The 21,879-nt window shown below is 61.3% G+C and carries 19 protein-coding genes and 2 pseudogenes; 9 read left to right on the top strand and 12 right to left on the bottom strand.

All coding sequences use genetic code 11. The annotated features are described in order from the left end of the window. Nucleotides 1–42 precede the first annotated feature (42 nt). From Q9R31_RS05040 to Q9R31_RS05020, 5 genes are all read right to left on the bottom strand, one after another. On the bottom strand, nt 43–819 hold the full coding sequence (locus tag Q9R31_RS05040; RefSeq protein WP_311261662.1) for a glucose 1-dehydrogenase: 777 nt from the start codon (nt 817–819) through the stop codon (nt 43–45). Then, the gene (locus Q9R31_RS05035) at nt 819–1,769 is read right to left on the bottom strand and encodes an isocitrate lyase/PEP mutase family protein (protein WP_311261661.1); all 951 of its coding nucleotides are present in this window, start codon (nt 1,767–1,769) and stop codon (nt 819–821) included. Before Q9R31_RS05035 ends, Q9R31_RS05040 begins: the two co-directional genes overlap by 1 nt. Beyond that, nucleotides 1,766–2,287 carry a cupin domain-containing protein gene (locus Q9R31_RS05030; protein ID WP_311261660.1) on the bottom strand — a complete coding sequence of 174 codons (522 nt, stop codon included), beginning with the start codon at nt 2,285–2,287 and terminating at the stop codon, nt 1,766–1,768. Before Q9R31_RS05030 ends, Q9R31_RS05035 begins: the two co-directional genes overlap by 4 nt. Before the next feature lie 36 nt (nt 2,288–2,323). Beyond that, complete coding sequence (locus tag Q9R31_RS05025) at nt 2,324–3,526, bottom strand: LLM class flavin-dependent oxidoreductase (protein WP_311261659.1); 1,203 nt, start codon at nt 3,524–3,526, stop codon at nt 2,324–2,326. 75 nt (nt 3,527–3,601) lie between these two features. Then, entirely contained in the window at nt 3,602–4,138 is a 537-nt protein-coding gene (locus tag Q9R31_RS05020; RefSeq protein ID WP_311261658.1) for a flavin reductase family protein, read from the bottom strand. Between the two features lie 260 nt (nt 4,139–4,398). On the opposite strand from Q9R31_RS05020, the gene Q9R31_RS05015 reads away from it, so the two are divergent. Continuing rightward, nucleotides 4,399–5,445 carry a helix-turn-helix domain-containing protein gene (locus Q9R31_RS05015; RefSeq protein WP_311261657.1) on the top strand — a complete coding sequence of 349 codons (1,047 nt, stop codon included), beginning with the start codon at nt 4,399–4,401 and terminating at the stop codon, nt 5,443–5,445. Here the strand turns inward: Q9R31_RS05015 and Q9R31_RS05010 are convergent. Together Q9R31_RS05010 and Q9R31_RS05005 are read right to left on the bottom strand one after the other, a co-directional pair. Beyond that, the gene (locus Q9R31_RS05010) at nt 5,442–6,845 is read right to left on the bottom strand and encodes a glycoside hydrolase family 15 protein (RefSeq protein ID WP_311262187.1); all 1,404 of its coding nucleotides are present in this window, start codon (nt 6,843–6,845) and stop codon (nt 5,442–5,444) included. The genes Q9R31_RS05015 and Q9R31_RS05010 overlap by 4 nt on opposite strands. Nucleotides 6,846–6,914: 69 nt before the next feature. Then, nucleotides 6,915–7,235: pseudogene (locus Q9R31_RS05005) on the bottom strand (trehalase-like domain-containing protein); the annotation flags it as partial. A 546-nt stretch (nt 7,236–7,781) separates the two neighbouring features. Between Q9R31_RS05005 and Q9R31_RS05000 the strand changes: the two are divergent. From Q9R31_RS05000 to Q9R31_RS04965, 8 genes are all read left to right on the top strand, one after another. Further along, the gene (locus Q9R31_RS05000) at nt 7,782–8,828 is read left to right on the top strand and encodes a helix-turn-helix domain-containing protein (RefSeq protein WP_311261656.1); all 1,047 of its coding nucleotides are present in this window, start codon (nt 7,782–7,784) and stop codon (nt 8,826–8,828) included. 267 nt (nt 8,829–9,095) lie between these two features. Next, nucleotides 9,096–10,547, top strand: a complete 1,452-nt coding sequence (locus Q9R31_RS04995) for an MFS transporter (RefSeq protein WP_311261655.1) — start codon at nt 9,096–9,098, stop codon at nt 10,545–10,547. Nucleotides 10,548–11,299: 752 nt separating this feature from the next. Next, nucleotides 11,300–12,385 (top strand): sugar ABC transporter substrate-binding protein, encoded by a 1,086-nt coding sequence (locus Q9R31_RS04990; RefSeq protein WP_311261654.1) that lies wholly within the window; start codon nt 11,300–11,302, stop codon nt 12,383–12,385. Between the two features lie 127 nt (nt 12,386–12,512). Beyond that, on the top strand, nt 12,513–13,610 hold the full coding sequence (locus tag Q9R31_RS04985) for a sugar ABC transporter substrate-binding protein (protein ID WP_311261653.1): 1,098 nt from the start codon (nt 12,513–12,515) through the stop codon (nt 13,608–13,610). A 79-nt stretch (nt 13,611–13,689) separates the two neighbouring features. After that, nucleotides 13,690–15,258: a sugar ABC transporter ATP-binding protein gene (locus Q9R31_RS04980; RefSeq protein WP_311261652.1), complete on the top strand. Its 1,569-nt coding sequence runs from the start codon at nt 13,690–13,692 to the stop codon at nt 15,256–15,258. After that, nucleotides 15,255–16,271, top strand: a complete 1,017-nt coding sequence (locus Q9R31_RS04975) for an ABC transporter permease (protein ID WP_157238392.1) — start codon at nt 15,255–15,257, stop codon at nt 16,269–16,271. The genes Q9R31_RS04980 and Q9R31_RS04975 overlap by 4 nt, the downstream gene beginning before the upstream one ends. A gap of 58 nt (nt 16,272–16,329) precedes the next feature. After that, entirely contained in the window at nt 16,330–17,094 is a 765-nt protein-coding gene (locus Q9R31_RS04970; RefSeq protein ID WP_311261651.1) for a glucose 1-dehydrogenase, read from the top strand. A gap of 141 nt (nt 17,095–17,235) precedes the next feature. Continuing rightward, nucleotides 17,236–18,942: a CocE/NonD family hydrolase gene (locus Q9R31_RS04965; protein ID WP_311261650.1), complete on the top strand. Its 1,707-nt coding sequence runs from the start codon at nt 17,236–17,238 to the stop codon at nt 18,940–18,942. Between the two features lie 459 nt (nt 18,943–19,401). Here Q9R31_RS04965 and Q9R31_RS04960 read toward each other — a convergent pair. The 5 genes and pseudogenes from Q9R31_RS04960 to Q9R31_RS04945 form a co-directional block, all read right to left on the bottom strand. Then, a pseudogene (locus Q9R31_RS04960) lies at nt 19,402–19,554 on the bottom strand (IS3 family transposase); the annotation flags it as partial. A 305-nt stretch (nt 19,555–19,859) separates the two neighbouring features. Continuing rightward, entirely contained in the window at nt 19,860–20,228 is a 369-nt protein-coding gene (locus tag Q9R31_RS20120) for a PfkB family carbohydrate kinase (RefSeq protein ID WP_157238395.1), read from the bottom strand. A 190-nt stretch (nt 20,229–20,418) separates the two neighbouring features. Beyond that, nucleotides 20,419–20,586, bottom strand: coding sequence for a hypothetical protein (locus Q9R31_RS04955; RefSeq protein ID WP_157238396.1), 168 nt, complete (start codon nt 20,584–20,586; stop codon nt 20,419–20,421). Nucleotides 20,587–20,632: 46 nt separating this feature from the next. Beyond that, the gene (locus Q9R31_RS04950) at nt 20,633–20,926 is read right to left on the bottom strand and encodes a Dabb family protein (RefSeq protein WP_311261649.1); all 294 of its coding nucleotides are present in this window, start codon (nt 20,924–20,926) and stop codon (nt 20,633–20,635) included. A 214-nt stretch (nt 20,927–21,140) separates the two neighbouring features. Continuing rightward, nucleotides 21,141–21,614, bottom strand: coding sequence for an SDR family NAD(P)-dependent oxidoreductase (locus tag Q9R31_RS04945; protein ID WP_311261648.1), 474 nt, complete (start codon nt 21,612–21,614; stop codon nt 21,141–21,143). Nucleotides 21,615–21,879: the final 265 nt, after the last annotated feature.

The following is a 21,879-nucleotide window of genomic DNA, read 5'->3' as shown; positions in this document are numbered from 1 at the left end:
TTTCAGTTGCTCCATTTCTTTTGAACCGGATGGCAGTGCCACTTACTTGCCGGCCAGCCAGCCGCCGTCGACCGCTAGGGAGATTCCGGTAACCATGCGGGCCTGGTCAGAACAGAGCCACACAACGGCATCTGCCTGATCCTCGGGTTCGGCCAGGTCGCGCATCGGGATCGCCGACAGAATCCTTTCCCGGAATTCGGGCGGGTTCTGCTCGAAAGCGTTCTTCATCATGGGACTCGTCGTCGATCCGGGTGTGAGGGCGTTGATACGAATGCCCAGGGGGCCGTAGTCCATGGCCGCGTTCCTCGTGATCCCGACAACGCCGAACTTCGAGGCGGTGTACGGGGCGTTGTTGGCGATTCCTACGAGGCCCGCAGCAGAAGCAGTGTTGACAATCGCACCGCCACCGGTCTTCAGCATCGCGTTGACTTCGTGCTTAAGGCAGTAGAAGGTGCTGTACAGGTTCACCTTCATGACCCGGTCCCAGGTCGCGCTGTCGGTCTCCCCAATAGGTGCGAAGACCCCGTTCATCCCGGCATTGTTGAAAGCGAAGTCCAGCTGCCCAAAGTTCGACACCGTCGCATCGACAAGGCCCTTCACCTGCTCCTCGTCGCTGACATCACACTGGAAGAAGACAGCCTTCCCACCAGATGCTGCGATGATTTCCACCGTTTCGCGCCCGGCTGCCTCATCAATATCGGACACCACTACGCGCGCGCCGTTCTTTGCGAATGCCAGGGCACTAGCCCGGCCAATGCCCGACCCCGCGCCGGTGACGAGTCCGGCTTTGTCTTTCATCATCAGTTTCTCCTCATTCATTAGTAGCTCTCTCCAACGTGGACGTTGTTGTCATAGTTGCGGCGCGATTCCTGGGGGAGGAACCTGTCCTCGGTTTCGCGCACGTAGTCGGTCAAGGGACGGCCGAACATGGCGCCCCAGCCGATACTGTCGGGGCCATCGTTCAAGTGGTCGATGTACTCGCCGATGGGCGTGGCCTCGCCTGATTTCTTGACCTTCATCAGCAAGTGCCAAACCTCTTTGATCCCGGGAAGCACGAAGGCCACGGGCTGTATCGCCTGGCCGATCTGTGTCATCTCGGCGACGGTCTTGCGTCCGATCAGCGGAACCCCGACGGCGTAGGCTGGCCCGGGTGTCTCCTTCAGCGCGAGTTCGGCCTGCTCCCAGGTATGGAATCCCTCGTAGAAGATGACGTCCGCGCCGGTCTCGGCTTTGTAGAGCTGGGCGCGGCGGATCGCCTCATCCACGCCACCGCCGGCGGCTCCGTAGCCGTCGGTACGGGCAACGATGACGAAATCGCTGTCCAATTTGTCGCGGGCATCGACGGCTGCGTTCAGTCGTCCGATAGCCTCGGCGTCCGACACCAGTTCGATCCCGGCGACACCGCCTGATTTCTTGGGCTCCCGCTGATCCTCAATGTGGATTCCGGCGACGCCCGCGTCAATGAACTCGGACACCGTTCGCTGAACGTTGATCGGCGCACCAAAGCCGGTGTCGGCGTCGCAATAAATGGGAATGTCAGCGGCGCGGGCAGTGCGCTTTGCGTGCTCAACCACCTCGGTCAGGGTGAGCCATCCCGTGTCGGAGACTCCCTGCCACCAGGCAGACATGCCGCCGGAGAGCTGGAAGGCGTCGAAGCCCGCGTGCTGGGCCATCTGTGCATGGAGCGGCAAGGCGCCGAACGGCACCAGTGCCGTTTCGGGACTGTCGAAGACTGCACGCAGCGCCTTGCCGGGTGAGGTCAGGCTCATGACGCGGCCTCGGGGGTGTTGAAACCGACCGTGACCACGGCGTAGACGCAGTCCTCGTCGTACGGGTTCTTCCAGGCATGGGGAACCCCGGCCATGACCAGCAGGTCGCCCGGAACGAGGGTGCGCTTCTTCCCGCCGGGGAGTACGAGGTCCACCTTGCCGGAGATGACCACCTCGTAGTCGATGGTGTCGCTCGCATGCATCCCGGCGTCGCCGTCGTCGTCGGTGGCGCTCATGCTTTCGTCCAGCGTCGCCGCGTCCACCTCCCCCGAAGAGTGCGCGGGGAAGCTGCTGATACCGAAGGTGGATCCGTTGGGTCCCGCAAGGGCGACCTTGCTTGGCGGGGCACCGAAGTTCGTTTTGCTGTGGCCTCCGTCCACGGCCCAGTAAAAGGCACCTGCTGCCACCCCGGGGAAGTCGAATTCGGCGGCCGGGCCGACCTCGAGGAAGTCGGCTTCGCCGGATTCGTTTGGTCCCGCGACGACGAGTTGGAACTTCTTGGGATCAGGAAAAGTCATTTGTGTTCACTCCTTTCTGGATGGACGCTTTGGTCGTCAGGCGCGCAGGCCCGCCTCGCGCATCAGCGGGAAGACCTGTTCGTTCAGCCGGTCAAGGCCCTCGTCATAGTCGACGAGGCCGGTGCAGATGCCGGTGATGCCCGAGGCCTGCAACTTCTGCAGCTCCTCGACCACCATCTCGGGGGTGCCCGTGATCGGCATGAGCGCCGCGCGGCCAAAGGCCCTCACGGACTCGTCACGCTTGTAGTCCTCGGACTGCTTGTACTCATCCCAGTTGAAGCTCTGGGTGCCGCTGCGGATGATTTCGCGGTAGCGAAGCGCGCTCTCCCAGTCGGTGCTCTCTGTCACGTAGTCGGCGTAGGCGCGTGCTTCCTTCTCGGTGTCCTTGACGATGATGTGCGCGCCCGCCCACAGGCCGAGGTCCTCGCGACCGGCTGCGTCGGCTTTCTGCCGGATTTTCGGCGTGAGCTCGCCGCTGTGCTCGACGCTTGCCACCGATGCGAACAAGACGTTTGCGTGCTTGAACGCGAACTCCTGACCTGCGGGGCTCGAACCGGCGCTCATCACCATCGGGCGGGGGGATTGCACGGGCTTTGGGTGCGCCTGCGCGCCCTTCAGATTGAAGAACTTGCCGTCGAAGTCGAACTCCTGCTCCTCGTTGGCCCACAGACGCTCGGCGATCTCAATCCACTCGTCGGCGAGCTCGTAGCGAACGTCGTGCTCGGGGAGCTCCACGCCGAAGATGTCGTATTCAGGCTTGAAGTAGCCCGCTGTGACGTTGAGCCCCATGCGGCCGCCGCTGATGTGGTCAATGGTGGTCACCATTTTCGCGCCCATCACGGGGTTGATGAACTGCACGTTGCAGGTGGCGATGATCTGGATGTTCTGGGTCACCGCGGCCAGTCCCGCGGCCCAGGTGAACGTCTCGAACTGACGGCCCCAAGGCCGGTCGGGACCGGCGAGCCCCTGCCACCGCGCGATGGGGATGAACCCGTCCACGCCGTACCGGTCCGCTTTCTGTGCGAGATGCTGCACTTCGCCCCAGTTGCCAAGCTTGATGCTGTTGTCGGCGAAGTTCAGGCCGCCCTGCCCCGTGGACACGTTCGCGCCGAAGATCGCCACCTTGAAAGCGTTGTCGCCTCCGACCATTGGGCCGTTATCACGCTCGACTGTGTAGTCCGCAACGAAGTCGCGATCAACGGGAGAGACGGTGGAAGTTTCGTTGGATGCGATGCTCATAATCGCCGTCCTTTCGGGAAGATGAAAATTGGATGTGAAACGGTTTGGATTTGTTATGACCGGCAGGGTCACGGTTCAGATCTGGGATGCATTCCCAAGGGCGTGCCAGCGCCGGTTGTGGTAGACCAGCGGGTCTGCAGGCGCCGCGTCTGCTGACAGCGCCGGTGAAGCCTGGAGCGCCTCGACGGCCACGATGGACGACCCGCCGGCGGCCATCGAGTTGATGATCCTGCCCCGGATCCAGGCCTGGGCCCGCACAAAGTAGGGCTCGCCGGTCTCCAGTCGCGACCAGAGAGAGGTGTCAGCAAAGCGGTCAATCCCGCTGGTGGCGCAGAGTTTGGCGATGTCCACTTGGTCAGCGCCCAGTAAATGGACGATGACGGTATCTGCGCCGAGGATAGTCGGAGTGCTGGATGAAAATTCAGACACTGAGAATGCGAGAATCGCAGGTTCGGCACTGGCCGAAATCACAGACGTTGCAGTCAGGCCGACCGGTCCGTTGCCCGCATCAGCTGTGATGACAGCGACACCGCCGGGATGGTTGCGGAATGCCGCCTTGAATTCGTCGGCAGTTATTGCCGGTTCAAGGCTTTGGGTGATGGATAAGCTCACCGGATCTCCTTTGATATCAGTGCGCCGGCTTCACTGCCGGCCCTTGCTCAGGGCTTCAACGTTAGGTGCGCAAGTGAGGTAAGCGGCATGGCAAGACATGCCAAACAGATGGGAAACTGCGTCATGCCCGAGCAACTTGTGAATACATGGCGTGGGATGCAAAGCTGGTGACGTGCTTCACATGCTGGGCCGCTGATCTCGTCGCACGGAGGCCCTGAAATGCTGAAGCGGCTCTTCCTCAACGGTGAAAGGAGGCAGCAGTGAAACTAAGCTCTTATCAGAATCTGCGACTACCCAACTTCAGCGTTCACGGACTATGCGCGGTGTTGAAGGACGCGGACCTCGACTGGCAAACAGCGCTCACAAACGCGGAAATCGACCCCGACGCGATCGACCGCCCGGGTGGCACCATTCCTGCGAAGAAGGAGTTGGCCTTCCAACTGCAGTTCGTGGCTCTCACAAAAGATCGTGTCGACCTCTGGGTGAAGGCCGCACAGGCTTACACACTAGGATCCTTCGGCATACGCGGATTGGCCCTCGCTACCGCGCCGACCATTGGCGCCTGGGTAGAAGCCGGCAGCTCAACAGACTATGCCCCCGGCCTGATGGAAATTACGCCTCTCCGGACGTTGGATGGCACTGTGACCGGTATGGAGTACACCTATCCCGATACCCCTACAGAGCTCATCCCGTTCAGCGTCTACCGCGATTTCTGCGTTGTTGCCCGAACTTTCACATGGATGTACGGCGGCCCTTTCCCCTTCACCCGGATCGATTTCCCTCTGCCAGAAGCCTCCCCTGAGATTTTTCCCTTCGTCCCGTGCGTCATCGACTGCGGATCGGAGGCACTGCGGCTCTGGTGGGCTCCGGAAACGTCGGTACAGGAGCTCCCCTTCGGTAACGCCTTTCAACACGAAGCATGGCTCAAAGCGGATCACCAGATTCTTGACAATCTAAGGGCAACCGGCGACTGGCCCGACACTGTTATGAAGACCATAAAAGCTGCGCCAGAGCTCAACCGCAAACTGGCAAATGTGGCCGCAACACTGCGGGTCTCGCCCCGTACCCTGCAACGCAAGCTCGAACTCACTGGAGACGACTTCGCCCAGCTCCGGGACAAAGCCCTGCGTGACCTCGCCGGCGATCTGCTCTCAAAAACGGATCATTCTGTCGCACGGATATCACGCACTCTGGGTTACACGGACCCAACGAGCTTCACCATCGCCTTCAAACGGTGGAATGGGATGCCGCCGACGGCCTACAGGGAAGCGTCCCGATACAAGAACAGCGCAAGGTCCAAGGCTTAGACGCCCGCGCTGCGCATGGCGTCTGCGGCTCGTATCAGGGCTAGGTGGGAGAAGGCTTGTGGAAAGTTTCCCGCCATCCGTTTTTCGTTCATGGCGTATTCTTCACTGAGCAGGCCGAGGTCATTGGAAAGTCCCACGAGGGCGCCCATCAGGTGCTTGGCGTCCGCCCGTCGGCCCGAGCGTGCGTACTGTTCCACAAGCCAGAAGGAGCAGGCAAGGAATGGATGTTCCCCCGGCGCCAATCCGTCGACGCCGGTCTCGGTGCGGTAGCGCATCAACAGGCCCCCTGCGGTAAGTAGGTCCTTCTCCAACTGGGCGACTGTTCCCAGCATCCGCTCATCGTCGTAGCCGAGGAATCCGACCTGCGGCAAGACCAGCAGGGCCGCGTCCGTCTCCTCGCCCCCGTATGTCTGGGTAAAGGAATTAAGGTTGCGGTTGAATCCGAGGTCCGCTATTTCTGCCGCCAGTCGATCCCGATGCCGCTCCCAGTGCCCCAGCGGTCCAGGCAGTCCATGGTCCCGGACAGCCCGTACTCCGCTGTCATAGGCTGCCCACATCATGACGCGGGAGTGCGTGAAGTACTGCGGAGCGCCCCGCATCTCCCACAGCCCCAAGTCTTTCTCTTCGAAGTGTTTGTCCACTGATCCAAGCAGGGCGCGCTGCAGGGCCCAGGAGAAATGGTCCTCCTGGCCTCCGGCAAGGCGAAGCCTCTCCAGTACCACCATCACCTCCCCCACAACATCGGCCTGATGCTGGAAGACGGCTGCGTTGCCGATTCGAACGGGTCTGGCGTCCTGATAGCCAGGTAGGTGCGGGAGTTCCTTTTCCGTCAGGTCGCGTTCGCCCCCTACGCCGTACATTATTTGCAGTTCCTCCGGATCGCCCGCGAGCGCCCGCAGGAGCCAGTTGCGCCACTTCAGGGCTTCGGATTCGTAGCCGTGCGTTAACATGGCTTCGAGTGTCAAGGATGCATCGCGCAGCCAACAGTAGCGATAGTCCCAGTTGCGCGGTCCGCCAAACTCCTCAGGCAAGGAAGTGGTAGGAGCGGCGACAATGCCGCCCGTCTCGTAGTGGGTTAGAGCCCGTAAAACCAGAAGTGAACGCTTGACCACACTCTGATAGGGCCCGTCGTAGCGGCAATTGCCCGCCCACGTGGTCCAGTAGTGGATGGCGTCGTCCAGGGCTGCGTCAATATTGATGGCCGGCGGCACGTCGCGGTAGGAAGGGAACCATGTTAGGTGGAAGTCCACGTTCAGTCCCTGCTGGACCGTGAACTCCCCCGCATGCCGGTGGTCTTCTGCTTGCGGAAGGGGGGTGCCCCGCAATGACAGAGCGTCCGGACCGGACATGGCGAGAAGTATTTCCGCGCCGGGGTCCGCGCTGTCGCGGATCCTGCTCACCCAAGGCAGTACGGTGGCGTACTGGGGCCGAATCCTTATCTCTTGGCGCATTTGAACTGTCCCGCTGAGTCCGGTTACCCGCCGGACGAGTGATGGCTGGGCGTCACCCACAGGCATGAAGTCCGTCACCAAGACTTTTCCGGAATTGGTCTGCCACGTTGTTTGGAGTACGAAGGTCGAGTCCATATAGTGACGGTCCACGACAGCGGCCTCCGGCGGACTCGGGGCTAGCAGCCACCGGCCATGGTCTTCGTGCCCGAGCAGGGAGGCAAAGACAGAGGGCGAGTCGAAACGCGGGAAGCAGAGCCAGTCCACACTGCCCTGCCGGGAAACAAGGGGTCCGGTGTGGAGATCCGAAAGCAGTGCATAATCCTCAATCTGGGCAGCCATGCTTCACTCAACCACAAGATGAAAGATCCCCATAGGCCCTGCGGCTCCGGGCAGGAACGCAGGGTTACTTACCGTGCTTGGGCATTGCGTTGGCCTGGTGTACAGACAAAGAACTGAGGCTGTGCGACCGGTGCAAACGGAACGATGAGCCACTGGTTTCCGTAGAGCTCCACATAGGAGTCTGAAGGGCAGAGTGTGAAGGCTTCTTCGCGCGTCATCTCGTTTCCTCTCCTTCGTTGCTTTGTTTCGGCTCCCTTGCGAGGCCTTGCTTAGCTTCAACGTTAGGAGCCCGCAGCGTTGGACCGGCAGGACCAGCGACGCCAAGTAGATGGGAAACCGCGCCAAACGCGCTCTTTGGCGTGTTGTAAGCCCCCGAAGGTGCAAAGCTACTGACGTGACTTCACGAGCCTTCTGATACTCGGATTTGCCGATGCGCTTTCGAGCAGGAGCCCGTCCCTCCACAAAGAAGAGGAGAGAGATGCTTCCCCCATCCCGTCCTGGACTTGCTAAGTCGCCCCGTTATGCCTGGGGCAGAAGGTGGCGACGGTGAAAGGGGGAACATACCAGAACCTTCGGGTACCAAATTTCAGCGTGCACATACTGCGTGGACTGCTTGAGGATGCGGACCTGGATTGGCAGAGCGCGCTCGCGCGTGCGGAAATTGACCCCGATGCGGTGAACCGTCCGGGAGGGACTATTCCTGCGAGGAAGGAATTGGCCTTCCAGCTTCAGTTCGTTGGTCTAACAGAAGATCGCGTGGATCTCTGGGTGCGCGCAGCGCGCGCTTACTCACTGGGCGCCTTCGGGGTGAGAGGATTGGCCCTTGCTACTGCGCCGACCATCGAGGCATGGGTAGACGTTGCGAGTACCACTGACTATGGCCCTGCGCTGTTCGAACTGGCATCACTGAGGACACCGGATGGCGCAGTAACCGGGATGGAGTTCACCTACCCCGATGCCCCGGAAGAGCTGATCCCGTTCAGCGTTTACCGCGACCTTTGTTTCATTGCCCGGAATTTCACCTGGCTCTATGGCAGCCCTTTCCCTTTCACCCAGATTGAATTCCCTCTCGCGGAAGCCTCCCCCGAACTTGCGGCTAACGTTTCCTGCGTGATCGACTGTGGCGCGGAAACGCTGCGGCTATGGTGGGACCCAGCAACGTCAGTACAGGAGCTTCCTTTCGGTAACGCCTTTCAGCACGCGGCGTGGATTAAGGCGGATACCCAGATCGTCGACACTCTCAGGGCGACCGGAGACTGGGCCGACACTGTCGCAAAGACCATAAAGGCGGCCCCTGAGCTTAACCGCAAACTGGCAAACGTGGCCGCAACACTTCGGGTTTCTCCTCGCACCCTGCAGCGCAAGCTTGAACTCACCGGGGACGACTTCGCCCAGCTCCGGGACAAGACCCTGAGCGACCTTGCCGCCGATTTGCTCTCGAATACGGACCTTTCGGTAGCGCGCATATCCCGCAGGCTTGGCTATACAGAGCCTGCGAGCTTCACCATCGCCTTTAAACGGTGGAAGGGCATGCCGCCCACGGCCTACCGGGAAGCTTCCCACTACAAAACCAACGTCACATCCGGGGCCTAAGCCTGCCCGCATTGTCCTGACAAACGCAAGCGTACCTTGGCGTACTTTCCCATGCGGACGGCGTTCATTGCCATGCCGGGCCGGGGTCCCTCCAACTTAACGTTGAAGCCTGCACTGGCCCGGCAAAGAAGCCGGATTCTTCCGCAGAGCACAACGCATGGCGTCGACGTCGTCGGCAGATCGAACCAATGATCCAGTCTTATGCGCTGCTCTTCGCGTCAGGAACGATCCCAGCAGCTGCTGGATATAAACAAAAGGTGGTCAAAGATGACACAAACAATAGCGGTCGAGCCCCGCACCGGCCGAAGCACACCGATCATTGCCCTACTCCTGCTGAGCGGCATAACGCTTGACATCCAGTACGGAATCCTCGCCCCGCTCATCGGGGTGATCGCGACTGAATCAGGCCTGACGGGCTCGGAAATCGGGTGGGTCCTTAACGCGCTGATGATGGGCAGCGTGATTTCCGTCAGCCTGACCGCCCGGATGGGTGATATTTTCGGGCATCGCAAGGTTCTCATCGCGCTGATCGTCTTGGCACTGGTGGGATGCGCCCTCGGTGCAACCGCCAACGGTTTCTGGCCTCTGGTCGCGGGCCGGTTCCTCATGGGGCTCGCGGTCACGATTCCACTGAGCTGGGGACTTCTGCGTCCACGTGCTACCGCCCGACAAATCCGGCTGGTCTCGCTGGTGCTATCGACAGTGATGGCAGTCCTTGTGCCGCTCGCACTTATTGCCGGCGGACTCATCGTTGGACTGGGTTTGCCGTGGGAGACCGTCTTCTGGGTGACCTTTGCTTTGTACGGCGTGATGCTGATCCTGGCTCTGAAGTCACCTGAGACACCTGCCGCCGCCCGTGCTGTGGTCCAGTTGGACTGGTTTGGCGCGCTTGGGCTCGGCGTGTGGGTCACGGCGCTCCTCGTTGGCATTGCTGAAGGGCCCGGCCAGGGCTGGACCTCACCGCTGGTGCTCGGAGCATTCCTCGTCAGTGCCGTGACACTGGCTGCTTGGATCGTTCAGCAGCGACGCACCCAGGAACCCCTGGTGTCATTCCGCAACATGGATATCCGGCAGACTCTCATTGGCTACTCCGGAATCCTCCTGATCAGCCTGGTTGGCCAGGGCATCTTCATCGTGCTGCCGGCATGGCTGCAGACCCCGGCTTCGTCCGGGTACGGCCACGGCCTCTCTGCCCTGGACTCCTCATACGTACTCCTCGCGATGATTCCCGGGGCGGCATTGGGATACCTGTGGACCCGATGGGGCCTTCGGCGCCTGGGACCGAAGACCGTCCTGGTTGTTTCCGGATCTGCTGCGGTCCTCGTCTTCCTCGGACTCGCCCTGGCCCACGGCCACGTCTGGCTGTCCTGGTTGTGGGTGTTCCTGTACGCGCTCACGATCCTCAGCTGCCTGACTACGGGATACACCCTCGTTGCAGCCGCTGGCCGCCAGGACAACATGGCGGTGACCGTTGGCATGCAAAACATCATCCAGTTCGTCGGAGCGATGATCGCCGTCGCAATTATCTTGAACGTGCTGGTCCCCGGTGCCGACGGATTCATTCCGGAGGCAACCTTTGCCGGTATCTACATCGCATCGGCCGTGATTATCGCTGTCTTCGTGATCGTCTGGGCGGTGCTGGCGCCGAAGCGCATTACCGATCTGCATGCAGTCGACACGGAGACTGATCCCACGAAGGTACATGTTGCCAGCCACTAGAAGGACCTAAAGCTGACCCTGGGGCGTTCCTCCGGGAGGCGAGCTCTGTTGCCCGGGGGCCGGTGAGCAGTTCGCGCATTTCAAAAACGCGCGTTGCTCACCGGCCTCGCGGCCGCGTGGGCCATCGACATTCAGGGCTCGGCCTGCATCCGCTTATCTCTTGGGCGGGGGCAGCCGCGGCCGAAAGACACGTTTAACGGACACCCAAATGACCTACCACAAGCAAGATGACTGGCTTCCCCTCGTCGGGGAAACAGTGCAAATAAGACAATATGGCCAATTTGTCCGCACAGGGATTGTTGACGCTGTCACGGGCGACGACGGGATCCTTTGGCTTGCAGCCGACGGCGTGAACCAGCGTCGGCTGATCAGCAGAGCAGACGGTTTCGAGGTCTGGATGACCTATAAATGGGAGACCACCGGAGTCCGGAGGTGAGTTCCCCCGTCACACAACGCGCGTGAGTGCACCGTAGGGAGCATCAGCGGCGACAGTGCCTCGTCGGGTTGTAGTTTTCCGGATTGAATCGATCTACTTGTTCGCATCACGATAGCCACTCACAAATTGCGTAAGTTTTCTCTTGACGAGTGAGCTGAGACACAAGTACCGTCGGCATAGCACCCATCAAGATCGCCAAGCAAAGAAGCTGGCGGCGAGCCACCCCATATTCCGGTCGTCAGCGGCGCCGGCCGAATACATGGGAGGCCAGGGGACGCAGGCTTCACAGCATGCGAAAGAAACGCGAGGAGCAAAAATGCGAACAACGAAGTCGCGAATTATGTTGGCTGCTGGATCCACGGCGGTGCTGCTGGCTCTGGCTGGTTGCGCTGAAAGCGCGAGCAGTCAAACCTCCGCTGGCACGGTCGCTATCGATGTCGGCAACAATATGAAGGTCAATCTGAAGACCAGCCCCAACCTCAAGGTCGCCGTATTCATCCCGGGCGTGGCTAATGCCTACGGACAGGCGCAGGAGCTCGCCGCGAAGGAGACAGCGAAGGAGCTTGGCATGGAAATGACCTTGTTCGACGGGAGTTACGACCCGAGCCAACAGCTCAACCAGATGCAGACCGCGCTGGCATCCGGGGACTACGACGCCGCCGTGGTGCAGGCGCTCGACGGCACGGTCGTGTGCAAGACCATCACCGAGGATTACCCCAAGGCCAACATCCTGGTGGTGAACAACGTCACGCCGTTGTGCGAGTACGGCATTAATCAGACGGGAGCATCGGTTGAAGAGGTATGGGCGCCCGGCACCATGAACTTCGTCGGCAGCAACAACACCCGCGCCTACATCGATGGCTGGTTTGCCGCCGCGGCCGAGGCGAACCCCGGCAAGCAGAAGGTTGTTGCTGTCCTTGGTCCCGCTGTCGCCGCCCAAACGCGAGTCATTGAAGTTGCCCTCGCAAAATTCGCGAAGGACAACCCTGACTATACGGTCGACAAGCTCTACACCGACTACACCACGACAGGCACGTTCAACGAGACCCAGACTTACCTCCAGGGCCATCCGGACACCACCCTCATCCTGTCCATGTACACGCCGGACATCTCTCGAGGCATCGTCGAAGCCGTAGACGACGCAGGCCTTCTCGGCAAGATCCACATCGTAGACCAGGGTTTCGGCGGGTTTTCGATCGAACAGATCGAGGCGGGGAACATCCAGTTCTCAACCCTGTTCTTCCCATACAACGGGATAAAGGTATCTCTCGAGACCATCGCGGCGGCTCAACGCGGGGATGCCGGCCCTCGCTTTGTGGATGACTCGGTCATTGGCACGGCGAAGAGTCCTTTCACCATCACGAAGGACACAATCTCCGAACTTCCCCCCGAACTGCGCTAGCCCCGGATAGCTGCCACTCCCCTAAGCAGAGTCGCGGACCAGGCCACGATCGCGAAGCAAAGAAGCCCGCGGCACATCACATATATCCCGGCCGCCTACGGCGCCGGAACAAGCAATTAGGAGAATTATGCGTACACCAAAGTCGCGGGCCATGCTGGCCGCGGGATCCACAGCGGTACTGCTCGCCTTGGCCGGTTGCGCGGGAAACAGCAGCGGCGACCCGGGCAATCAGGGTCCAGCCGGCACGGTCGCAATTGATGTCGGCAACGACACGAAAGTGAACCTGAAGACCGGCCAGGGCCTCAAGGTCGCTGTTTTTATCCCGGGAGTCGCCAATGAGTTCGGGTTGGAGCAGGAGCGGGCGGCGAAGGAAACTGCGAAGGAACTTGGTATGGACCTGACCCTATTTGACGCAGGATATGACCCGAACAAGCAGCTCAACCAAATGCAGACAGCGATGACGTCCGGAACCTTCGACGCCGCGGTAGTTATGGCCCTCGACGGCGTGATGTCCTGCAAGCTCCTCACCGAGGATTTCGCAAAGGCTAATATCCTCACGTCGATTTCAGGATCGCCCCTCTGCGACGACGGCACAGATAAGAGCGGTAAGTCAGTTGACGAGGTCTGGGTCCCGGGCACCTTGAACTTCGTGGGCAGCAACACCACCCGCGACTACGTGGACGGCTGGTTGGCGGCCGCAGCAAAGGCTAACCCGGGTAAGCAGAAGGTGGTGGCCGTTCTTGGCCCGGCGGTCAACACTCAGACGCGCGTTACAGAAGCCGCAATGGCAAAGCTTGCGCAGGACAACACCGACTATTCGATTGACACGATCTACACCGACTGGACGACGACTGACGCGTACAACAAGACCCAAACGTACCTGCAGGGCCATCCTGACACTACCCTCATCCTGTCTGCGTCCGCGCCCGACCTCACCCAAGGCGTCATCCAGGCTGGAAAGGACGCCGGTCTTTCCGAAAAGATCCATGTTGCGGACGTCGGTTTCGGCAAGTTCCAGATCGAACAATTAGAAGCCGGCAACGTCCAGCTCTCCACGATGCTCTTTCCTTACAACCAGATGAAGGCAAACCTCGAGTCCATCGCGGCCGCGCAGCGAGGGGATGCCGGCCCCCGTTTTGTGGATGACTCGGTCATTGGCACTGCAAAGAATCCTTTTGTGGTGACAAAGGAAACGATCTCAGAACTGCCCGCCGAGCTGCGCTAGCCGCTGTTCACCCCGCCTTGGGCCGGGGCGACGTTCCCTCGAACGCCGCCCCGGCCCAGTACAGAAAGTAGAACCGGCAATGGAGCCTTCGCAATCGGACCCGGCTGTCGCCGTCGCGCTTAAAGCGGTATCGAAGACCTACGGTGCCACCCGCGCATTGATCGACGTGGACGTTGAGATCCACGAAGGAACAGTACATGCACTGATCGGCGAGAACGGAGCGGGAAAGTCCACGGCCCTGGGTGCGATCGCCGGTCGCGTCGACTTTGACGGGGGTGTTGTCGAAGTCTTCGGTGAACCGCTTGAACCGGGAAATCTTCGCGCTGCACGCCGGAGCGGCGTCTCAGCCATCTATCAGGAACTGACGATCATCCCGCATCTGGATGCAGCAGCGAATGTATTTCTTGGGTCCGTCCTGTCCCGGTTAGGAGTTCTCTCCAGCCGCGAAATGCGTCGCCGCTACGTCCAGCTGTGTACTGAGCTGGACGTCAGGGTCATACCTGCGGGCGTTCCCGTAGGCACCCTCTCGGTCGCAGAGCAGCAGCTGCTCGAGATCATGCGGTCCCTGGTCATCGATCCGCGCGTCATCCTCTTTGATGAGCCGAGCGCCTCGCTCGCCGTCGAAGAACGGGAGGCGCTCTACAAGGCGATCGAAGGGTTACGCAAGCGCGGTGTCACCATCGTGATCGTTAGCCACAACTTCGACGAGATCGAACGGCTCGCCGACTGGATAACGGTCTTCAGGAACGGCCGGGCCATCACCACGAGCAGGAGCGGGGAGAAAACCCGGGCCGAACTCGTGCGCGCAATGCTCGGTGACCAGCGGGGTGACCAGACGCTTAGCCGCGTGCTCCTGGACAAGCCCGTGGAAATACACTCGAGACCCGTCGAACCGGCCGTTGCCCCGATTCTTGAGGTGGTCGGGCTCACCGTTCCGGGAGCCATTGAAAATATCGACCTGGAAGTGAAGCCCGGGGAAATACTTGGCATCGCCGGTCTGGTGGGTTCTGGCCGCTCTACATTGCTGCGGGCGATCGCTGGCGCGGAACCCACCGCGCGGGGAACCATCCGCTTGGCGGGCGCCGGGTCCGCTTGGCCGCGGACTGTGCGGGCCGCGCGCAAACTCGGAATCGGTTTGATCCCCGAGGACCGCAAAGGAGAAGGGCTCGTCCTGCTCCGCAGCGCCGCGGACAACATCGCCCTCTCCAACCTTGGTTCCGCATCAACCGGCGGCGTGATCGGGCGAAGAAAACTCCGTGCCATGGTCGCAGACGCAGCCTCCAGGCTGAACTTCCCCGTAGCCCGATTAGGTGAACGCAGCGACAGGTTCTCCGGCGGCAATCAGCAGAAGTTGCTGATGGCACGGTGGTTGTACGACCGACCCCGCGTACTCCTCGCCGACGAGCCAACACGCGGCATCGACGTCGGCGCCAAGGGCGAACTCCTGGAAACGTTACGCCTGATGGCGGCCGAAGGCGTTGCCGTGATCATGGTCTCGTCCGAGCTTGAAGAAGTGCTGGCGGTGTCCGACCGGGTGCTCGTAATTGCCAAGGGCCACAGCATGGGGCTCCTTGAGCGGACCGGCGATCAGCAGATCGCCATGGAAGACGTACTGCAAGCAGCGTTTGGATTGAAGGAGCACGCATGAGCGCCACCATCGACCGGGACACCACCCCGGAAGGAACCGTTATTCCTGCTGTGACAGCAGGCAAAAGCCTCAACCTGCGAGAGAGAGCAGCAAGCCTCGGGATGGTCTGGGTGCTCATCATCCTCGTCATCACAGCGGTCATCCTCAATCCCCGGTTCCTCAACCCGGGAAACCTGGTCAACATCCTGACCCAGAACGCGCCCGTCGGCATTATCGCGGTAGGGATGACGTTCATCATCATCGCAGGAGGCTTTGACCTTTCGGTGGCCGCCGTCCTGGCTATCGGCGGAGTATCTTACGCAACGCTGTCCCACATGATGCCTGCGGGACCGGCCATACTCATCACGCTGGCGATCGGATTCCTCCTCGGCCTGATCAACGCCCTCCTCATCACCAAAGCGAAAGTGAATGCGTTTATCGCAACTCTCGCCACCGCCTCTTTGTTCAGCGGCCTGACCTTGCTGTACACAAACTCCAAACCGGTTTCCATGGCAACGGGCGGCTACGACTTCCTTTCCGATGAAGACTTCCTCGGAGCCCCGCTCTCCGTCTGGCTTCTAGCGGTCCTCGTCGCAGCAGGATGGTTCACACTTTCCAAAACCGTCTACGGCCGGGGAATCTACGCAATCGGCGGCAACAACGAAGCCGCACGGCTGGCCGGACTTCCCGTAACCTCACTCCGGGCAAGTACCTACGTGCTGACCGCCATGCTCGCCGCACTCGCGGGAATCGTCCTGGGGTCGGTCATCGGCGTCGGACAGCCAGGCGTAGCCGTCGGAGTCACACTCAACTCCATCGCGATCGTTATCATCGGCGGAACTTCACTGCTCGGAGGAGAAGGCGCCATGTGGCGAACCCTCGTCGGCATCCTGATCTTCGGAACCATCAACAACGTCTTCGACATCCTCGCATTCCCGCAAGCAACACAAGAGGTCGCCCTCGGCGTGATCGTACTCGCCGCCGTATCCCTCGACGCCTACACCCGGTCACGGAAACGCTCAGGAGAAGCCTGACCTGCCGCGACAACGGCAGCTTTGCTGAAGAATCCCCTATCAGAGAAGGAAGATGAATATGTCACGATTGGCCGGCAAGGTAGCCATCATCACGGGTGCAGCCAGCGGACTGGGGCTCTCCGCCCTCAAGCTCTTCGTGGCCGAAGGGGCCCGGGTACTGGCTACGGACATCTCCGCGGAGGCACTGCAGCAGGCGGTCGATGAAGTTTCGGCTGATGGTGGCGAGGCAATCGCCCGCACTCACGACGTCTCTTCCGTTGAGGACTGGAATCGTGTGGTTGATGACGTCCTGGCGGAGTGGGGCACGATCGACATCCTGATCAACAATGCTGGCATTGCCCTGCCAAAGGGTATTCTCGACGCCGGGCTGGAGGACTGGAACAAGGTCATGGCCATCAACGCCACCGGACCCTGGCTCGGGATGAAGAGTGTAATCCCCACCATGCAGGCCGCCGGCCACGGTTCCATCGTGAACGTCTCGTCGATCGCCGGGATTATCGGTGGTGGCGCCGGGGACGGCGGCGGCGCGGCATATTCCGCCTCGAAGGGTGCGGTCCGGTCCCTGACAAAGCACGCTGCCCAGTGGTTCGCAAAGGACAGCATCCGGGTAAACTCGGTGCATCCCGGTCCGATCGACACCGGCCTAACCCGTGGTTACGGGTTCACCAGGGAAACGCTGGCCAACCCCGGAACTGTTCCTTTGCCGCCCCACGCCGGGGAGGCCTCCGACATCGCGTACGGCATGCTCTACCTTGCCTCGGACGAGGCAAAGTTCATCACCGGAGCAGAACTAGTCATCGACGGCGGATTCATCTCTCGCTGAGGAAACCCACTCCTAGTACTACAGCGGGCCGTCATTGCCAACGAAGATGTCGCGGTATCGCTTCGCCCATTCATAAACTAGCCGCCCACGACCCCGAAACGGGATCGTAGTGGATGCGGTCGACTTCAGAAGGACAAGCACATGCATGAAATCACCCTTCAACTTGACGTTCCCGCCACGATGCGCGACGGCACCATTTTGCGAGCAAACGTTTTCCGCCCTGAGGGGGAAGGTCCTTTCCCTGTTCTTCTTGCCCGCCACCCTTACGACAAGAATTTGATGGAGACCGGCCAGCTCGACGTCAGGACGCTGGTGCGAGCTGGCTACATCGTGGTCACGCAGGACTCCAGGGGTCGCTTCACTTCCGACGGCGAGTGGCATCCCTTGCAACACGAACGCGAGGATGGCTACGACACCGTTGAATGGGCGGCTTCTCTACCGGGCAGCAACGGCAGGGTGGGCATGTTTGGCCCCAGCTATCTCGGCAGCACCCAGTGGAGCGCCGCGATTGCCCGTCCCCCACATCTGGTGACCATCGTCCCTGCCACAACTTTCGCCGACCCGGACAACGGCTTACTGTTCCGAGGCGGGGCTATCGAGTTCGGAAACAACCTTTTCTGGGGACTGTTTACCGCCTTGGGCCAGATCCCGAAGGCCGGGCTCGAGGCCGACGCAATGATGAGGCAGTTGGGGACGACGTTCACCGACCTTGACGCTCTCGCCACCCGCACGTATTGGCAGCTACCGGCAGGTGCCCCTGCGGCGCTGGCGGCGACAGGTCAGCCGGACCTCGGGGTCACCCGAGCCTTGGCGGATCCCGCAACCATGGAGGACACACGCGTCTCAAGCAAGTACGACGATATAGACGTTCCTACCTTGGGGTTCGCGGGCTGGTACGACCTCTTTCTGCAAGGAGACATCGACAACTACGTCGGCCTGCGGGCACGCGGCCGTACCGCTCGCCTGGTAATCGGGCCCTGGCACCATGGCAGCCTCTCATCGCCTTGGAATGGAGGCCAGGTCGGTGAAATCAACTTCGGCCTTTCCGCCCAGACCCCGGGCGGACAGACGGTCACTGATATCGAGCGAGAGTGGTACGACCACTGGCTAAAGGACATGCCCGCCACCCACGCACACGAACCCGGTGTCCTGATCTTCGTTATGGGTACGAACCAGTGGAGGTCCGAAGAGGACTGGCCGCTCGCACGGGCCAAAGACACGGCGCTGTATCTCAACGAGGACAAGACTCTGACATGGTTAGTGCCCGAGCTTGACGAGGCCGGGTCGGGCTTCAACTACGACCCGGCTGACCCCGTCATCACCCGAGGTGGAAGCATCCAAATGGCCTCCGACTTCCCCGCAGGCCCATTCGACCAGCGCGTCGTGGAGGCCCGTGACGACGTTCTGGTTTTCACCACCGATCCGCTTGAGGCTGACCTCGAGATCACCGGACGCGTGCGCGCAACCATCTTCGCCTCCACGGACGGTCCCTCCACCGACTGGGTAGTACGGCTGTGCGAGGTCGACGCGGCTGGCATATCGCGCAATATCACCGACGGGATAACACGTGTGCATACCGAATCGGAGCGTGTCGACGAGGTCGATGTCGACCTGTGGTCGACCTCCATCGTTATAAAGGCGGGCCACTGCCTGCGCGTGCAGGTGACTTCCAGCAATTTCCCCCGCTGGGACCGCAACCTCAACACCGGGGAACCCGTGACTGAGGGCACTTCCATCCGCGTCGCACAGCAGCGGCTCTACCACGACCGCAAACGTCCCTCGCGAATCATTCTCCCGATCGTCCCCAGTGGACCGGAGAACGTATTGGCCAACCGCGAGGGTCAGTAAAGTTTGCTACCCTGGCACGCTTTCGGTGGTGGAGCCCAACGTCGTTCAGGCGAGGAGGATGCGGTGGTGGGATTGGCCTCGTTGGGCTCCAAAAGAGCGGCGAACGCCTGGACCAGGCTGAGCCCTGCGGTGATCGCCGGGCAGGAGGCGGCGAGCTGGTCGAGACGCTCTTGCTGTCCGACGGTGAGCCTGTCCGGTCTGCTCAGAGGGAGGCGGGGAGGCAAGGCGGGGTAAGAGGTCCGGGACGCTCATCCTGGTGCGGCCCTGGTTCAGGTACGGGGTCAGCTGGTTCCCGCTGCCCTGGTAGCCCAGCTCAGGGGTCTCGCGGAGGAGCTGTTGAACCGGCCCTGGGCTCGGTCGCCCGGCGGCTGGGCAGGTGCTTCCGATACGGGTCCGCGAGCGTGGGCCGGTACGGCGGGACGCGCTGGAGGCGTTCAGGCGTTCAGGCGTTCAGGCGTACAGGTCGATGACGGTGGCTAGGTACCACGGCTTGGAGCCCTTGATCAGCAGGTAGGTCATGTCCCCGATGTAGCGCTGGTTCGGGGCCGAAGCAGTGAAGTCCCGGCCCAGGATGTCCGGGATCCATGCCGCGGCCGGGCCGGGGACGGTGGTGCCGTGCCGGATCCCCGAGAGGCGAACAAGAGCGAACAAGGCGGCGAAAAAGACTCTCACCCCGTAGCGGGCCGTCGCTTCGGTGTACCGAAAGCCCTCCTTGCTCGTGATACACGATTAGCAGAGAGACCGTCTCCTCGTACACCCGGCAAGCAAGGTTGGAATGAGCGTTTCCGTGCCGGGGTCGTCGTTATCCCATATCCGGATGTCGCCATGGCTTGACGGAATCTAAATGGGGGGAAGAGAAAGGTCCACCGAGAGGGCAGCAAGGACCACGATATCGACGAGTTGCCCCAGCCCAGATGCTAGCTGGCAAGGTGTACCTTCCCGGAAACGGCGTAACAGCCTGAGCGCTGGTTCTCACTGGTCGTAGACAGGGGCGGGTTCTCCCTGGAGTTCGCGGACGACGACGGTCGTGGGCATGCCAGAGGTTGCACCGAGGGACTGCGTCGAGAGGGACGCCTGGCAGACCGCCCTGTTCGCGGCATGAGGAGGGACTCGCCCTTGGTCAGGGCGTTACCGAGGACTCCCACGAAAGTGTCGCCGGCGCCAGTGGTGTCCACCACATTCACCGATGGCGCCGGGATCTGGGTCGACTCTCCGCTGAGCCAGATCAGGGCGCTTCGACCTCCGAGAGTTACGACGAGGAAGGTCGGCGCCTTTCGTCCGGCCATGGCCCCCCAAGCAGAGCCGGGTTCTCTGGGACGCGCTGGCCGAAGATGACCTCGAACGCGCCTTCGTTAACGAACATCACATCGCACCAGCACCAGGAGTTCCGTGTCGAGCGCTCGGGCCCGCGCGGGGTTGAGCACAAAGATCCCCCTCGACCGCTGCGCAGCTCTGCGAATTACGTCCAGCGGCACTTCAGGCGAGCACTTCGGCTGCTTCTGCGGCAGCTTCGGCTGCTTCCGTGACGCTGTGGGGACTCACCGTCGCGTTGGCCTCGCTGACGACGACGATCGAGTTTTCGGCAGTTGCGGGCGAAGTTCTGTCACAGTTCTGCTGGGATCCGAAACCCGCCTTGTCTGCCATCGCCACAAGCGGGGCCCCGAACCGCTAGTTCGGGGGCCCCGCGTTGTTAAATCTCGAGGTCGAGGATGGCGATGTCGGTGTTTTTGCGGAACTCGAGGATGAACATGGCCACCTCCATGTGGGTGGGGTCGTCCGAGAACACTTCCAGGGCGGCGCGGTCATCGAGCTCGGCGACGAGGCCGAAGTCGAAGTTTCCTTCGATACCTATGTCGATGCCTGCCTTTAGAGAGCGCAGGCCGGGGATGACACCGACAAGTGCTTCAAGTCGATCGATGGCCTCCTGCACGCGCGCGGCCGGTGTGCCTTCGATGACGCGGAATAAAACGATGTGTCGGATCATGGTGTCTCCTTTACTGGGCGGCGTGGCCGCCGTCGATGATGATGTCGGTGTCGGTTCCGGTCACGAACCCGCGGCTCGGCGAGGAAGAGCACGCGGTAGGTGATGACGATCGGATCGGCGCCGAAGATCGGGATCTTCGAGAGGACCGCGTCGGCGGTTTCCCTCGACATGGCTTCTATAATGGGGGTGCGTATGAGGCGCGATCGGACCGTATTCAGGCGGACGTCGGCCTTGGCAACGTCCAGCGCGATCTTCTTCGTGATCGCGCTGGACGAGCATCCTTGGTAGACGAAAATGCCGCTGGGCCACCGCTGACATTTCCCACGAGACCGGCTGCAGACAAGATCTTGACGATCCAACCCGTGCCGTTCTTCTTCATCTCGGCATCGCAGCCTCCGAGCGGTGTGCCGAGGATGTTGACGTTGAGGATGCGGATCGTCTCGTCGGGGTCGATGTCCCACACATCCCGTGTTTGGCCGGTGTTGATCAGGGTGTCCACCTTGCCGGACGCCTCAGCGGCCTTTGGAACGCAGTCGACGCAGTCGCTCTCCGTGACGATGTTGTGCTTGAGCCCGACGACTGCCTTGGATCCAGCCGCTTCATTTGATCTCTGCGACCGTCTCTCTAACAGCGCGTGAGGTCTGTGGCGACGACCTTCGCGCCCTAAAGGCGAAGAGGTTAGCCTCAAACTTGCCTTGTCCGCCGGCCGCTCCTGTGATGATTACGGCCTTCGTGTATAGACGTCCCCTGATGTTGGCCCTGTTTTTGGCAGACGCTAATTATGTGCTGCGCGGTTGATCGCGACAGTTTCGTCCAGAGGCGGCATCTTCTCGAAAGAGCCGAAGTACTCGATGAGACGGTCACGCGTGATCGTCGCCTTGTCTTTCTCGGCCGCGGCAATAGCCTTGGCGAGGTCTTCCAGGCCGAGCTCGGTGCAGTAGGCCGGGGTGCCG

It is taken from the genome of Pseudarthrobacter sp. BRE9, from assembly GCF_031844305.1.
GTDB lineage: Bacteria > Actinomycetota > Actinomycetes > Actinomycetales > Micrococcaceae > Arthrobacter.
Note: the sequence above shows the minus strand (reverse complement) of the source record. Positions and strands in the feature narration are given on the sequence as shown.